Genomic DNA, 14866 nt, shown 5'->3' with positions numbered 1-14866 from the left:
GCTCCCATCACTATTTTGACATCCTATATACTGGCCTCAGTAACAACTTCAAAATCTTACTGCCCCAAAAAGCTAATACGGTCGTTCCTGTCCAATTACTGCGCTTATCTTGGCTGTATTGATCGTTAATCATATAAGTCCGAGTTGAAATAGGACTCTTCAGACCGAACTGTTCCCATTTTTCGGGATCATTCGAACCTTTAAGTTTTCGAAGCATTTGGGCCGACTCATGATCTATTTTAGCCGGGATTTGCTCGAATGCTTGGGTGATTTGCGTATGAAACTCGTCGATCGGGTTGCGACTGGTAATGCTCTCGAGATGGATGCTTTCGCGAATGTAAGAAACGAATGCCAGATGGTCTGCCCAGAACTCGTCGATATAAAAAAGCCGTACCCGCTGCTCCGATGGACTCATCAGTCTCTCAGCTTTCAAAATTCCGAGCCGTTCTTCATATAGAATTCGCCTCTGATCCTCCACCATATCCGAATAACAGTTCAATTCCCGCTGAATATCGAAGTTTTGGCCTATAATAACGCGCTGAATATGCTCGATTTTGCTGTGAAGCGCCGGATCATCAAGAAACTCTTCCTGATTGGGAGTGCGAAACAGTTTATGAATGCCAAACCGAAGCATCAACTCGTCTTCCAGGCTAATATAAAATACGGAAGCTCCAGGGTCACCTTGGCGGCCGCAACGTCCGCGCAGCTGGTCATCAATCCGCATACTTTCGTTCACATATGTACCTATCACGTATAATCCGCCAAGCTTGGCAATTACCTCTGCCTGCACGGGGTTGCCCCCACCGAGACGAATGTCGACGCCGCGTCCAGCCATATTCGTAGATACCGTTACTGCCCCGATTTCTCCGGCTTTAGCGATGATTTCGGCTTCTTTTGCATCGTTTTTTGCATTCAGAACCTGGCAAGGTACACCGGCAACCGCCAGCGCCTCCGCCAACATGTCAGACTCCTCAACGCTTGACGTACCAATAAGAATGGGGCGTCCCTCTCTATGGACGGAAGAGATTTCTTGTACAAGCGACTTATATTTGGCTTCTTTGTGGGTGTAAATTCGATGCTTGTGGTCAATCCGTATGTTGGGTTGGTTCGGCGGAATTCGCACAACCTGCAGCGCATAGATATCTTCGAATTCCATTGCTGAAGCGTACGCCGTAGCCGTCATTCCGCAAATTCCCGAATACAGGCTAATAAAGTGCTGAATGGTGATTGTGCCGAGAATTCTCCCGCCGGCCTTCCACTGCAACCCTTCTTTGGCCACCAGCGCAGCTTGCAACCCGTCCGGCAAATACCTGTTTTCGGCCACACGACCTGTATGTTCTTCGATTAGCTCAATTACACCGTCCCGGACGATATAATCGACGTCTTTTTTTAATAACGATTCCACATGCAGCGCACAATTCAATGACGTTAACCAATGACTGTTATGGCTATCGTACAAATTGCCGCATCCCAGCAGCAACTCCGCTTTTGCAGCACCGGCTTCATTCAAGTAAACGTTCCGTTGGAACTCGTCAAAATCGTAATGCTCACCTGGCTGCAGCTGCCGGGCCACTTCTGCGAAAAGATTGCCATCACTCTTGGAAGCACTCGAATCGCCACTAATGACTAGCGGCACCCGTGCTTCATCAAGAAGCAATGAATCCGCTTCGTCAACGATGACGTAGTGGAAAGGACGGTGTACGGTATCAGCCTCATTGAATGTTATTGTGTCACGCAAATAATCGAACCCTGCTTCTTTAGCCGTAACATAGGTTATATCCTTGGCGTAAGCTTCCCGTTTCTCGAACAGGCTCATGCCCGCTTGAACCGAGCTTACCGTTAACCCAAGAAAGCGATAGATCGGGCCCATCCACTCGGCATCTCGATTTGCCAAGTAGTCGTTAAAAGTAAGCACATGAACGCCTTTGCCTGTCAAAGCGTTGAGATAAACAGGCATAACAGCAGAGAGTGTTTTTCCTTCACCGGTATGCTGCTCGATCAAGAATCTCTCGTGCAAAGCAATCGCAGCCATAATTTGCACATCGTAAGGCTGTAATCCGAGTGTTCTCTTCGCAACCTCGCAGACTAGAGCATAAGCATCAACAAGCAGATCATCCAAAGGCGTGCCTGATCTTGCTTCTTCTTGCAGTCGAAGAGATTCTGCTTGCAGGCGCTGATCATCCCAAACTTCCAAATTCCGTTTCCTGATAAGCCCCACTCTGTCTCGATAATCTTTCAACAAACGCCGGGTATCCCGCTCTTTGAATTCACGTATCAACTTGACGACTACATTCATCGGAATTTGATTCCTCCTTAGTAGAAATAAGTAGTGAAAAGAAAAGACTCCATACGGAGTCTTTTCTGTCGATGATTAACGCGCCACTCAAACTATTCGTTATAAGAGACAACTAGATTACTTCTCCGATGGGAGTGGTGTAAAGAGCAGATTCACCGGCAGGTTGCTTCCTGGTGCGGCAGAGAATAGAATGGTTACGCTCTCTCCAGTTGAACCGGTGCGGTAAAGCACGCTTTGTTCACTTGAATTGGCAACCGCAACGTTACCTTCGGCAATCGATACCAACTGATTGTTCACCAGAGCTACTCCGGAGTACTTCCCTCCACGAGGGTTAAAGGAGATAAGTGTACGCGGTGCAACATTGGTCAGCGTGATTTTGTACAATACGCCGAAATTACCCGCATTGGATGCGTCTGTGTAAGCCATCGGATCTGTTCCTACCAGATTGGGATCGCTTGAATTGTCACCAAGTGGCAGACGGGCAGGTTTGATTCCCACGTGCTCATCGTACTTTATAATGCGAGTCGCATTCGGGTACGTACCACGGTTGTGTACTCCGTCACGATCAAGCACAGGTAACAATGGCAGAGCCTCAAACGGATCTTTATTTTCTTCCACCAGGATAACGTTATAGTCTAGGGAATAATCACTATAAGCGTCCGAATAGAGAGAAATGACTTGTCCTTCTTTCATTGGCGTTTTATTAAGTTCTGTCAAAATCAGTTTGCTTTCCCCAGGTTGAAGGTACTCTTTCTTTTGATCCGCTCCAGTCTGAATCGACTTGAACCATTTATCAATAGACAATTTCCCAGCTACGGTAGCATACGGTGTAGGGCCAGCAAAGCCCATATTCTGTTGTTCAAATACTGCCGGATTTGGATTGTTATTGGTTGCAATCACATACATTTTTACTCTTTTGCCTGTATTGTTCACGTGGTGAATCATGAAACGGGTCTGCCCCGAAGATGATTCTTTATATACAATGCCTTCCGTATTCACAGTTTCCGGACTGTTACTGCGGATCAGCAAACTTGGCTCATCCATGTACGTATACGGGACTTTCTCCATCGTAGTCACTTCGCCGCCGTTAAAGGTGAATTTCTGTCCTACCGGCGTGAAAAGTAAATTGAAGTCGGTAAATGAATATAAGGTCTCATTCGTTATGGTAATGACTTTGGAATACGTGTTCGTAGCGCCGTGATTGTCAGTAACCGTAAGTGTCACCGTTTTTGGACCCGGTTCAAAGAACGCAAGTGAATTGTTCTCCCATACTGCTTTAACAATATTATTTTCATCATCTGTGCTTTGGTCTGTGTATGTTATTTTTTCGCCCATTTTATATTGTTCTTTATCCGTGGCGAACATAGCTACAGGAGGAAGATTAGGAGCCAAAACTTCAATCGTAGTTGAATAGGGATCACTCCATTGACCATTGGAATCCTGTACTTGATATGAAATCGTATATGTACCTGCTTGATCGAATGAATCCTGGCGCCCTGTCCAGCGTTCGTCAACGATATCCATTCCATTAGGTGAACTGGAAGAAGTCACGTAGTCCACTTGATCTCCCACAAAGATCTCCTTTTGGGAAATGGTAAAGCTTGCAACAGGTTTTGTATTCAGATTCAACACAACCGTTTTAGCCGACTGATTCACTTTATAGGTGATGTTCAGAGCTTGAGTAATGGAAGTTAACGGCACCATGAACGTATTTTTTTGCTGATACGCAGGGCCTTTCATCGTTCTGGTCTCTCCATTTACCGTATAGTCTTTGCTGTTCGTCTTGAATCGGAGTTCATCGTCACCACTAATAATGATGGTTTCCTTGGTTTTGTTATCGTATTTGACGCCGTATCCCACACGGTCAACCAGTGCACGAATTGCAACATAGGATACACCGTTTTTTACAGCCATTGGCTGGCCCGCAAGATACGTTTTTCCATCTTGCTCCATTTTGTTGCTATTCATGTACAACGTCAAGTTCCCACCTGCTACTGCAGGAGACGTCCCATCAACGGATGGTTGCTCTATCTGAGCAGGCGTAGCTGGCGTTTCAACCTTCTCAGGGGTTCCCTCTTGAACTACAGGTTTTGTACCCGTTTCATTAGTAGTGGTCTCTCCCCCATCCAATGCAGGTTTCTCGCTATCTGTTTTAGGTGTTGCCTCAGTGCCGGTTGAGGTTTGAGTGTCCTTGGCTTCAGTGGGCGGAGTAGTGATAGATTTGTTATTGCTCTCCGTCTTCACTTCACGCTCTGCAATCGGCTGCTCTTGCTTTAACACCTCAACTGATTCTACATTGGCCGTGTTTACTGACGCGGTGTCACCTTGTGGTGCTGATTGCGCATTCACAGAACCCACTGCAAATGCTTGAAAAACAGCTAAAGCGGTAAAAATGGATAATTTCTTCTTCATATTCATGCGTTGTCTTTGGCTCCTTCTACTCTCTAGTCATTTATTTAGATCCCCTCTAAAAGTCATAGTATTAGACGCTAGATTTAGGAAAAAGTTTCTAATTGAATAGTAAATTATGGATTTTAGTGCAACTATTTTTCAATGTTTGGTGATAAGTTCTTGAATAAAAAGCCTCTTTTGAATAATCATCTTGATTTTGCACAATATAATCCATGTCGCATTTGATAAAGAGGTGGATCAATGAACCCAACCAATCAGGCATTCTCTGAATTAAAAAAGAATATTTCTTACGTAGAACAGTCCCTTTATAATACGGACGATTTGAAACAACAATTGCTTCTACTCAATGGCGTACAGAGTGTGCTTCTCTATATCGATTCACTTGTAGATCAAGAGATCATTCAAACACATGTCTTAACCGCACTAAATGAGCAAGCCCATTCGAAAATCTATCCATCGTTCACCACATTAGAAAGTCGAAAAGATACGGATCTGCAACGTGGAATAGACTCACTTATTCAAGGGAAATGTCTTTACATAATCGATGGGTACCCGGAGTTTTACATTCTTTCTACCGAGAAAATGTATGTCCGTAGCACAACCGAACCGGAAAACGAAGGTGTTATTCGAGGTCCGCACAATGGATTCGTAGAGCAGCTTTCGGTTAATTTGAATCTGATCCGCAGACAAATTATCAGTCCATCTTTAATCGTTCGATATTTTAATGTCGGCGAGAAGACACATACCAAAATTGCAGTTGTATATCTTCAGGACTTGGCCAATCCGGAGTTAGTGAACGAAGTAGAAGAGCGAATCACATCCATATCTTCAGATATGGTGCTCGCTCCAGGCTTTATTGAAGAGTTTGTGGAGGATAACCCCTTCTCACTGTTTCCCCAGCAGCTCAATACAGAAAGACCTGACCGGGTTATTGCCAACTTGATGGAAGGACGCGTCGCCATACTTGCCGAAGGAAGTCCGTCAGCTCTTATTGCTCCAGTTACGTTTTTTGCTTTTTATCAAAGTCCGGATGATTATCATGGTCGCTGGATTGTCAGTTCTTTTTTAAGGTTAATTCGCATGATGAGTTTTGTCATTGCTTTTACATTACCTGCTGTTTATATTGCAACCATCTCTTTTCACTCCGCCATTTTACCGATCGAGCTGGCACACACAATCAAGAAATCATTGCAGAACATCCCCTTTCCTGCACTTGTAGAGGCAATGTTGCTTGAACTGATCTTTGAAGTATTAAGAGAAGCCGGGGTTCGACTTCCCAGCCGAGTGGGCCAGACCATCGGCATCGTTGGCGGTTTGGTTATCGGAGATGCTATCGTTCGTGCGGGGCTTGTATCCTATACAATGATTATTGTGGTATCCCTAACTGCTATCTCCTCGTTTTTGGTGCCTTCCCATGAGATGAGTTCGGCAGTCCGTATTCTCCGCTTTCCAATGATGATCGGAGCAGCGCTTTTTGGATATATCGGCATCGCATTTGGTCTGGTGATTCTAACCATTCACCTATGTAAGATGGAAAACTTCGGATCGCCTTATTTTGCTCCAGTGGCCCCTTTCCGCTTAGCTGACATGAAGGATGTATGGATTCGATTTCCCATTTGGGCGCTTCGCGGGCGTCCTCATGATGCCCGCCCTCAGCGGCTGAATCAGCAGAAGTTCTCTAGGAGTTGGAAAAAACGTGAATAAGGAAACAACGATCACTCGGGGACAATTGTTCTTGCTCATCATGAAATTTGAAATCGGTGTAGATATATTGTCTCTCCCTTATCGGATACATCTTTTGTCAAAAGGCGGTGGGTGGATCTCTGTTTTCCTTGGAGGTTTCCTGATTCAACTTGTCATATTGTTGTGCTGGCTTTTGATGCGAAGATTCCCGAACTCGTCCATTTATGACATTGTCACGCTGATTACGGGTAAATGGATGGGAAAGTTGCTGATCATTGCCTACGTTGGATATTTCCTATTAATGGGCACTTCTGTGTTGGTCAACGCCTATGGTGTAATCAACCGTTGGATGCTGCAGGATACGCCGCGGTGGGCTATATTAGCCCTCTTTTTGTTCAGCAGTATCTATTTGGTTAGGCAAAAATTACGGATCATTGCCAGGGTCCTTGTACTCATCTCCTTTTTGATCTTGCCCATGATGGTATTGATCAGTTATGGACTCAAGGAAATCAATCTGTTATATCTTTTGCCTTTAACCGAAGCAGGATGGCCCAAAATCATTAGTGGATCAACCGAAACATTAATGGCTATGTTCGGATTTGAGTTTTTTCTCGTTGTTTTTCCCATGGTTGAAGGTAACAGCGGTGGCAAACTCAAGTCTGTTGCTCTGGCAAGTGCTGTAGTAGTGATGTTGTATGCATTTACCGTGTTTATTTGTTCAACGGCTTTTAGTCCGCAGCAACTTGACTTAATGCCTGAACCTGTCATTTATTTGCTCCGTTCAATCCCACTCGGGACAATGGATCGGGCCGATTTCCTGTTCCTCCCTATCTGGTTAATTTCTATTTTTGGGGCGATCTGCGGTTACTACTATACGGCATCTTATGGTATAAGTTATCTCTTCAAACAAAAACACCATAAAAAAGCTGTGCCCTATGTCGTTCTTGCTTCTTGTGTAATTGCCTATCTGCCACAACAGCGGGAAAAACTCGAGTTGATTAGTACGATAGCCAACAGATCGGCTTACTTTTTCCTCATGATCCTGCCTCTGCTACTGTTGGTTCTATCTTATATAATGAAACGAAAAGAGAAGATGATATGAGTAAACGAGGAAAAATCCTTGTCCTGCTGATCCTGCTTATGGTGATGACGGGATGCTGGGATCAGGATAGTTTAAAAGATGCAAGACTGGCTAATGCTTCGTCGTTCGACATCACATCAGAGGGTGAAATTAAACAGACGCTTGAAATTGTCGATGATTCTGAGAGTCAACAAGGGAGCAACGGTAATGAAGTCCACTCAGGTACCGGGAGATCCGTCCGACAAAGCACGGATAGAATTCGCGCTAAAGTGACGGGTGATATCCGGTTTTTCAAATATGGGATGATCTTATATGGCAACAAACTCGCACAAAATGATATCTACCCCTACTTGGATGTCTTATATCGGGAACCTGATTACCCGACCTCACATGTAAAAATTGCGATTGTGGATGGAGAGGCCGGCGATTTGTTACATCAAAAAAGAGTGGGCAGCATATTGATTGGTGAGTTTATAACGAAAAAAATTAAGAGTTTGGAGGAATTATGCATTTTTCCTGAAATGACGCTGGAAACCCTTCTCCCACCCATGCTGGATCCGGGACAGGACTTTACGTTGCCTTATCTATTTAAGAATGGAGAGGAAATTGATGCGCGAGGAATCGCCCTGTTTCACGGGCAAAGGTTCAGTGGGAGTCTTAATATCGAACAGGCCCCTCTATACGTTATTATGAGTGGTAAATGGAATAAAACAGCGCGATTTGTCAAAAAGATTCATCCTGGTCCTTCCAATAATCCACGGAACTATATCACTTACGAAGCGAATACCAAAAAAATCAAACGTAAACTCGCGGTAAAGGTTGCACATGATAGCCAAATTGATGTGAATCTCCATATCGAACTTCCAGTAACGATTGTTGAGTATGCAATGAATCATCTTCAGGAAAAGGGAACGATTGAACGTCTGAACCGCGAGTTATCCGATGACATGACTCAGGACGCAGAACTAATTATCAAGACACTTCAGCAGAGCGGGTGTGATTCCTTCGGTATTGGCAGACACTTAATCGCCCATCACCCGGACTTGTGGAAAAGCTTAGACTGGAATCAACAGTATGCCCAAGTTCGTTTTCACCCGGAAATAAAGGTAAAAGTAATCGGTAGTGGCGTTTTAAATTAATAGCGTGCTGTCGTGCAATTGGGAAAGCTCTCTTCCATTTGGAAGAGAGCTTTGTCCTTCATATTCAACTCAAAAGTCTTCAGATCTCCCCTTCGTACTAATTCCTAACAACAGGAATCCACATTTCACCATATACCAAACCGTTTTTCTCTCCCATTTCAACCGTTGTATTCGGACCGCCAACATAAGCATAATCCTTTTCTACGGGGAGAGCTTGACCAAAGGCAATGCCAGTAAGCATATTACTGAGCGCATCAGCCGTCTCTGCTTCGCCCTTCACAACCAGGTATGCTCCCTTAGGAAATTGGATTACTCTTGTTGCTTCTGGCAGAGACTCTTCTGTCATGACACCAGCATAATGCATCATTTTGTTATTCACGGCTTCGTTTACAGCAAAAATATAGTCATTAGTAGCCAGAGACTTTAATGTGTCCAGGCTTCCATTCTCTTTTACTGTGGACCAAAAATCCGCCTTCTCCTTGCTGATACCAGCATAGTCTTTGTAGTCGCTTTTAAGCTCTATTCCAATCCCTAACACGATAAAGCTGTCTTTTTCTTCAAAATGATAATTACTCATGGTTTACACCGTCCTCTTTCAATTTTCAATTGATTTGTGTTTTCACTTGATGGGTTTATAATAACCTTAAATCATGTCAGAATATGATACTGTTTAGGAGACCCAATGAAAAAAGTTGAACGCATTAATGTCATCACGCGGTATATCAATAACCGTGCCCACTTTACCATTTCCGAAATCATGCGAGAATTTAACATTTCCCGTTCAACAGCCATTCGAGATATCAGAGAAATTGAAGCTATGGGAATGCCACTTGTCGCTGAAGTTGGGCGCGACGGGGGGTATTTTGTCATGAACAACTCCCTCCTGCCTACTGTCCGGTTCACCGATAATGAAATCAAAGCGTTATTCATTGCCTTTATGGCGACAAGAAATCAACAACTTCCTTATCTGAAGAGTCGTCAATCTTTGGCTGAAAAATTATTGGGCCTTATCTCAGAAAATCAGCAAGATGACCTTGTGCATTTGAATCAAATATTGCTTTTTGAAGGGACCAATCCCTATAATCCAGACTTGTTAGATCTGTCAGACCTGCCCCACCCTACCTTGGAAAAACTCATCCAGATTCTTCTTATAGAACGTTATTTGTTAGTTACTTTCCAAGAAGAGAAGAAAACAAAGTCCTATCCCATCGTTCTCTTGCACCTTCATCATCAAAAAGGCCATTGGATCATTGAAGGTTTTGACTTGGAGGAAGAAAAAAGACGAATTGTATCAGTGGACAACCTCATCCATGTCGAAGCATACCCGACGAAAAAAGGAGTGAGTACAAAAAAGATTGTAGAAAAACTAAAACGAAATACACAGGAAGAGGTCATCAACCTTGTCCTGGAACTTGGCCCAAAAGCGATTGCTCAATATAAAAAGTACCATCCTTTAAAATTTTCAATTGCCTATACGAATCCGTACCAAACGACAGCCCTCCTAAAGGCATTTGTGAATGTTCATAACTCAGACGAATTAACCGAAATGACCAATTGGTTGCTTTTTCTAGGTGAAGATATCAAGGTTAAGGAAATTCCGGAAGAAGTCCTGAATGCCGTACAAGAGAGAATAAGTTTATTCTGCCCTTAAACCAAAAAAAGCCGCTATCGCAGCGACTTGTAATGGAATCATATTCATATTCATTCATGTCTCACGCTGATGCTTGGCGAGCTGTTCCTTCTATACTAAAAGTCAGCATTAGACTGGGCATGATTAGGTGTATGCTGCGAGATTTTTTTAACGAGTAAAAAATAAGTTACAATCGCAATAATACTGGTCATTAATAAAGTGAGTCCTAACGGGACGGCAGTGTCCTCACCTGCGATCCCGACCAGAGGAGCAACCAGTGCACCGAGAAGAAAAGGAACAACTCCGAGCAGTGCTGCTGCACTTCCCGCCATCTTAGCTTGACTCTCCATGGCAAGCGGGAATGCCGCTGTAGACGTAATGCCGATCGAGCAAACAAAGAAGAACAACGGAATGACCAAAGCGAAAAGCGGACCGTGAACCAGAGTCACCAACAAGGCAGCAACACTTGCTATTAAAGCAAGCCATAGTCCCGATAATAGAAGTGTCTGCTCAGGTATACGTTTGGCCAATCGACCCACGATTTGAGATCCGATGATCAAGCTGATGCCGTTCGAAGCAAACAATATAGCAAATACCGTGGGTGTGACTCCATATATATTTTGGTAAATAAATGGTGTTCCCGCCACATAAGCAAAGACCCCTGCCGTCATGATTCCCTGTGCCAGCATGTAACCAACAAATTTGCGGTCACGCAGAAGCATTCTGTAATTACCCAATTGCTGTTTGAAGTCAGGAACCATACGTCTTTCGACGGGGTGTGTTTCTTTTAAGCTCCACTTTGTCATGATTAATAAGAAAATCCCCAGAAATGAAAGAGAGATAAATACACCAACCCATGTTGTGAAGGAAAGAATTCCACTTCCCGCGATCGGTGCTGCCAAAGGCCCCAAATTCCCTACAAGCAACAGCAAAGAGAAAAATTTAGTGAGTTCATGTCCACTGTATAAATCTCTAGCTATCGCACGGGAAATGACAATTCCAGCGGATGCCGCAAATCCTTGCGTGAAACGAAACAAAATCAATAGTCCGATATTCGGAGCAAAGGCACATGCCAAGGAGCAAATGATGTAGGCAACCATACAGATCAACAATGGTCTACGTCTACCGTAAGCATCACTCAAAGGACCCATAACAAGTTGTCCTACACCGAGTCCTAATAAACAAGCAGTAAGACTAAATTGTACAAGGGATGCCGTTGTATTCATATTTTGTGCAATCTCCGGAAATGCCGGTAAATACATATCAATCGTAAATGGACCTAATGTAGAAAATAAACCTAGTAGTATTGCGAGTCCAAAAACATTCCAATTCGTGCTCTTCGCCATGATCAATAAAATCTCCAATTCCTTATATAATTTGCAAGCCTAATCGGAGTATAAGACATAGAGTTAACTGTAGGTCAAGTCTTAAGACTATTAAAACCAAAAAAAGCCGCTTATTAAGCGACTTTGAATGGAACACTATTAAATGCTGTAACTTCCTCGGCCTGAACCCATATGACTCATAATCATTTCGGCAGCTCGCTTGTAACCGCCAGCCTGCCTTAAAGATTCACCAATGAGGTAAGCCTGCCGTTTATAAAGTGAATTGTGTAGTACTTCTGTTAATGCCTCTCTCAAATTAGCTGCACTGAGGTTATGTTTATTTAAAGTAATACCCGCGCCGAGCTCCTGTACCCGATTGGCGACAAGAGGCTGATCCGATGTTAATGGAATCATCACCATCGGAACGTTGTAATATAACGCCTCACTTGTGCTGTTCATTCCAGCATGTGTAATAAAAACATCAGTATGCTGCAGCATCTCCAACTGGGCAATGTATGGCTTGACGATAAAATTAGGAGGTATTTGCTCAGCCAGCGGCTCCATATCCGTGTATTTTCCTGAAGATAAAACTACATTCACGGGTAGATCCCCTAATGCTTCAAAGCAAAGCTGATAGAAATCCAAGTTTTTATTTAAAATCGTACCCATAGCAATGTACACGGTTTGCGGGTACCGTTCACGAAGCAACTCAAACGAGAAGGTCGGAGCATCTTGACGTGTTATGATCGAAGGACCCGTGAAAATAAAACGATCATCCAGCTTTTCTACCTGAGGCTGAAAATATCGGCTGGTGTACACGAGCTTTAACTGACCTGCATGTGCCGGAATCTCTTCCATGGCTGGAATTCTCACTTGAAACTCTTCAGCTAACTCCATTGTTATTTTCATCGTAGCCTCATAAAGCTTCTTTGTCTCCCTCTCATTCAGGCCCGAGTTAGACCCCAGAGGCTCCACAAAAGCAAAGGACGCAATCGAGCACACCGCAGGAATTCCCAGCTTTTCTGCAAGAATAGTCCCTCCCCATCCCATCAGGGAATCAAAGATCATATAATCGAACTTCTGATCCTCGATCACCTGCAGCACATTGGGGATGATCCTCCGAATAATACCGCTTACCATCATATAAATGAACTGATAAGAATGTTTGTATTCCTGGGGTTTCAACACCGGATCATGAGAGAAAGCATCTTGTGGAAACGGATAGGTAATGATCTGGGCACCAGTCTGTTCAATTCGGGAACGGTACTCCTCCGTGCACACATAGATGACTTCCTCACCATTGTCTATCAACTGAGTAACTAATCCTAACGATGGATTCACATGTCCTTCAGCTGGAGTAATGACCACTAATATACGTGCCATCTTACCCACCTCCCAATGCAATTAGTCCCCCCGTTCTTCATGATGTATTAACGACGCGGTCGTCATCCGTTACATGGAGATGTTATCCTTCACTTGGTTGATTGGATGATGGTCTTGATGAACGAGTTTGGTAATTCGTAGTGATGCCAAGAAACTTAACAAGACCCATAATAATTGCAGTGTTAACACGATCAAAACACCTGTCGATATGCCCCATTGTAAAGTTTCAGACAAGGCAATCAGAGCGCCACCAACGCCAATGCTTACGCCCATATAGAAGGAATCCACAAATTGCAGATTAGCGGACATTTCTCCCTCTTTCCTGGGCAAGGCATGTTGTAAAGCAATGGCTGCCGTTGTAGGGTTGGCCAATCCAACACCAAACCCTGTAATCATTTGTGAGAGAAGGATGAGTACAATCCCGCCGTCCGACAAAATAAGAGCCAGGATCACAAGTACAGTTCCAGCGATCATAATCCCAATGCCCGTCATGACTCTGCCCTTCCGGGCACGACCTTGATCTCGTGCATCAAGCTTGGCTTGTAACCACGCTGCGGCGGACCAGCTGAGAGAACCTGCTGCTACAATGAGGCCAGCAAGATCAGCGGATAACCCCTTCACTTCGGTTAGTGCCAAGATCACAAAACTTTCCGTTGTAAAATAACAAGCAACATATAGCCCTCTTGATACCAAAGTAGCAGGCAATCCTTTTTTTATCGAAAAAGTGCCCACAGGCAGCAATTTACGCATTGGTGTGATCATGACGACTAACCCACCCAAAGTGAGTAATATACCTTTCCAATCGGTTATCATACCAAGTCCTGTGAGTAATAGCCCCGTTCCAACGGCAAGCAGAATCGCATACATAATCTTTGAGTCGGTTGCTCGCGCTGGACCTGTCAGATCTTGCTGAAGCTGCAATTTACGGAAAGAACGGAATGTGAGACTGAGCGCTATTCCAATCAAGGGTAAAACGATCCAGAAAACATATCGCCACGAGATGTAGGAAGCAATAAGGCCTGCTGCATAAGGTCCGATTAAGGTAGGCAGGACAAATGCCATGGAGAATGCGGCCAGGATTTGAGTACGAAGTGTATCTGGATAATGTAACGTCACACAGGTATAAACGCATGTGATCAAGGCCCCCGCTCCAAAACCTTGAAGGGCTCTTCCGGCAATAAGCATGTGCATATCGAAAGAGACAGCGGATACCACAGTACCTAACACAAAAACACTAAAAGATATCAGCATGGATGTAAAAACGCCGCGCTTGTCAATCTGCTGACCCATAACCAAAGTTCCAATAAGCTGAGATAACAAAAATGCGCTGAAGATCCAACCGTATAAATGAATGCCCTCTAAACTTTGTGCCATTTTCGCGGCAATCGTTGTGATAGCCAGTCCTTCAAAAGCTACGGTTGCCAGAACCAGCATAATCCCAATTGTAGGCGCCCTGTACTGAGCATCAAAAATCCCAATCTGATTGTTGTTTGTCTTCTACACCTCCATAAATTGATGGATATTATGGTAAAATAAACCTTTTGACTCCATGAATATACCTTATGTGTTTTACTTTGTAAAGTTTAATGTTTAAAAAGTAGAATCGTGCTCTAGATTATGATTTCATGTTCAATAGGAGATTTTGCTTGAAAATATGCCATCTTCATTACAGTCAATTTGGAGAAGTTCATCCTCCAGGATCCAGGCATCTGTTTTTTCAACAAAGAAATGAAATTCTCCAATGAATTGAATCAATGCGGGATCGACCGGTGTAGCACTCGCATTTATGCCAATTGTAAAAGCATCGGAGCCTCCTCCGACATATTTTGCATAAATCCTTACATATTGGCCCTCTTCCAATTCCCATTCATTCTTAAATGAATCGATTGCTTGTTCAGATATTACAAATGAGATCAT

General features: G+C 43.8%; 11 protein-coding genes. 4 read left to right on the top strand and 7 right to left on the bottom strand.

Going from position 1 to position 14866, the window contains the following annotated elements; translation table 11 throughout:
• Positions 1–10: 10 nt before the first annotated feature.
• Together V6669_RS15860 and V6669_RS15855 are read right to left on the bottom strand one after the other, a co-directional pair.
• On the bottom strand, positions 11–2296 hold the full coding sequence (locus V6669_RS15860) for a DEAD/DEAH box helicase (protein ID WP_338586844.1): 2286 nt from the start codon (positions 2294–2296) through the stop codon (positions 11–13).
• Positions 2297–2413: 117 nt separating this feature from the next.
• Entirely contained in the window at positions 2414–4714 is a 2301-nt protein-coding gene (locus tag V6669_RS15855) for a stalk domain-containing protein (RefSeq protein WP_338586843.1), read from the bottom strand.
• Between the two features lie 234 nt (positions 4715–4948).
• Here V6669_RS15855 and V6669_RS15850 point away from each other — a divergent pair, with 234 nt between their 5' ends.
• Genes V6669_RS15850 through V6669_RS15840 form a run of 3 tightly spaced genes read left to right on the top strand, consistent with a single transcriptional unit; the run spans position 4949 to position 8611 of the window.
• Positions 4949–6412, top strand: a complete 1464-nt coding sequence (locus tag V6669_RS15850) for a spore germination protein (RefSeq protein ID WP_338586841.1) — start codon at positions 4949–4951, stop codon at positions 6410–6412.
• Positions 6405–7493: an endospore germination permease gene (locus V6669_RS15845; protein ID WP_338586840.1), complete on the top strand. Its 1089-nt coding sequence runs from the start codon at positions 6405–6407 to the stop codon at positions 7491–7493. The genes V6669_RS15850 and V6669_RS15845 overlap by 8 nt, the downstream gene beginning before the upstream one ends.
• Positions 7490–8611, top strand: coding sequence for a Ger(x)C family spore germination protein (locus V6669_RS15840; RefSeq protein ID WP_338586839.1), 1122 nt, complete (start codon positions 7490–7492; stop codon positions 8609–8611). Before V6669_RS15845 ends, V6669_RS15840 begins: the two co-directional genes overlap by 4 nt.
• Before the next feature lie 97 nt (positions 8612–8708).
• Here the strand turns inward: V6669_RS15840 and V6669_RS15835 are convergent, their stop codons facing one another.
• Positions 8709–9188 carry a GyrI-like domain-containing protein gene (locus V6669_RS15835; RefSeq protein WP_338586838.1) on the bottom strand — a complete coding sequence of 160 codons (480 nt, stop codon included), beginning with the start codon at positions 9186–9188 and terminating at the stop codon, positions 8709–8711.
• Between the two features lie 105 nt (positions 9189–9293).
• Between V6669_RS15835 and V6669_RS15830 the strand changes: the two genes are divergently transcribed.
• Complete coding sequence (locus V6669_RS15830) at positions 9294–10262, top strand: HTH domain-containing protein (RefSeq protein WP_338586837.1); 969 nt, start codon at positions 9294–9296, stop codon at positions 10260–10262.
• A 95-nt stretch (positions 10263–10357) separates the two neighbouring features.
• Here the strand turns inward: V6669_RS15830 and V6669_RS15825 are convergent, their stop codons facing one another.
• The 4 genes from V6669_RS15825 to V6669_RS15810 form a co-directional block, all read right to left on the bottom strand.
• Positions 10358–11587: a multidrug effflux MFS transporter gene (locus V6669_RS15825; protein ID WP_338586836.1), complete on the bottom strand. Its 1230-nt coding sequence runs from the start codon at positions 11585–11587 to the stop codon at positions 10358–10360.
• Between the two features lie 138 nt (positions 11588–11725).
• A complete protein-coding gene (locus V6669_RS15820) occupies positions 11726–12949 on the bottom strand; it encodes a macrolide family glycosyltransferase (protein WP_338586834.1) in 1224 nt (407 codons plus the stop codon).
• Between the two features lie 69 nt (positions 12950–13018).
• Positions 13019–14383 (bottom strand): MFS transporter, encoded by a 1365-nt coding sequence (locus V6669_RS15815; RefSeq protein ID WP_338586833.1) that lies wholly within the window; start codon positions 14381–14383, stop codon positions 13019–13021.
• A gap of 195 nt (positions 14384–14578) precedes the next feature.
• A complete protein-coding gene (locus V6669_RS15810; RefSeq protein WP_338586832.1) occupies positions 14579–14866 on the bottom strand; it encodes a Fe-S cluster assembly protein HesB in 288 nt (95 codons plus the stop codon).

It is taken from the genome of Paenibacillus sp. Y5S-9, from assembly GCF_036894235.1.
Lineage (GTDB): Bacteria > Bacillota > Bacilli > Paenibacillales > Paenibacillaceae > Paenibacillus.
The sequence above is the reverse complement of the archived record's forward strand: the minus strand, read 5'-3'. Positions and strand labels throughout refer to the sequence as shown.

Excerpts from the sequence above, each read along its gene's own strand:
- V6669_RS15860 (WP_338586844.1), bottom strand. The coding sequence starts at position 2,296 with ATGAATGTAGTCGTCAAGTTGATACGTGAATTCAAAGAGCGGGATACC.
- V6669_RS15855 (WP_338586843.1), bottom strand. The coding sequence starts at position 4,714 with ATGAATATGAAGAAGAAATTATCCATTTTTACCGCTTTAGCTGTTTTT.
- V6669_RS15850 (WP_338586841.1), top strand. The coding sequence starts at position 4,949 with ATGAACCCAACCAATCAGGCATTCTCTGAATTAAAAAAGAATATTTCT.
- V6669_RS15840 (WP_338586839.1), top strand. The coding sequence starts at position 7,490 with ATGAGTAAACGAGGAAAAATCCTTGTCCTGCTGATCCTGCTTATGGTG.
- V6669_RS15835 (WP_338586838.1), bottom strand. The coding sequence starts at position 9,188 with ATGAGTAATTATCATTTTGAAGAAAAAGACAGCTTTATCGTGTTAGGG.
- V6669_RS15830 (WP_338586837.1), top strand. The coding sequence starts at position 9,294 with ATGAAAAAAGTTGAACGCATTAATGTCATCACGCGGTATATCAATAAC.
- V6669_RS15825 (WP_338586836.1), bottom strand. The coding sequence starts at position 11,587 with ATGGCGAAGAGCACGAATTGGAATGTTTTTGGACTCGCAATACTACTA.
- V6669_RS15820 (WP_338586834.1), bottom strand. The coding sequence starts at position 12,949 with ATGGCACGTATATTAGTGGTCATTACTCCAGCTGAAGGACATGTGAAT.
- V6669_RS15815 (WP_338586833.1), bottom strand. The coding sequence starts at position 14,383 with ATGCTGGTTCTGGCAACCGTAGCTTTTGAAGGACTGGCTATCACAACG.
- V6669_RS15810 (WP_338586832.1), bottom strand. The coding sequence starts at position 14,866 with ATGATCTCATTTGTAATATCTGAACAAGCAATCGATTCATTTAAGAAT.